The sequence below is a fragment of the Mesorhizobium sp. M6A.T.Ce.TU.016.01.1.1 genome (assembly GCF_003997065.1).
GTDB classification, from domain to species: Bacteria; Pseudomonadota; Alphaproteobacteria; order Rhizobiales; family Rhizobiaceae; genus Mesorhizobium; species Mesorhizobium mediterraneum.
Map to the genome: position 1 here is coordinate 1 of NZ_RZTJ01000122.1, position 451 is coordinate 451.

At 63.2% G+C, this 451-nt stretch carries 1 protein-coding gene; it reads left to right on the plus strand.

Annotated elements, in window-relative coordinates; all coding sequences use genetic code 11:
* Window positions 1-451, plus strand: a 451-nt coding sequence (locus EOC94_RS33550) for a thiamine pyrophosphate-dependent dehydrogenase E1 component subunit alpha (protein ID WP_148128466.1), incomplete at both ends; no start/stop codon positions are given.

Consider the following 451-nt stretch of genomic DNA (forward strand, 5'->3'; position numbering starts at 1 on the left):
TGCCAAGGGCGCCGAGGTCAAGCGCATGTTCGCCGAGTTCTTCGGCAAGACCACAGGCTATTGCAAGGGCCGTGGCGGCTCGATGCACATCGCCGATGTCGGCAAGGGCAATCTCGGCGCCAATGGCATCGTCGGCGGCGGCATCCCGATCGCCGTCGGGGCGGCATTGTCCTCCAAGATGATGAAGACCGGCAAGGTCGTGGTCTCGTTCTTCGGCGATGGCGCCAACAATGAAGGCGCTTTCCACGAGGCGCTCAACATGGCGGCGGTCTGGAAGCTGCCCGTCATTTTCGTCTGCGAGAACAATGGCTACGGCATGTCGACATCGACAGCCCGCTCGACCGCGGTCAAGAACATCGCCGAGCGCGCCGCCGCCTATTCGATGCCCGGCGTCATCGTCAACGGCAACATCTTCTCCGAGGTCGCCGAGGCGTCTCATCAGGCTGTTGCC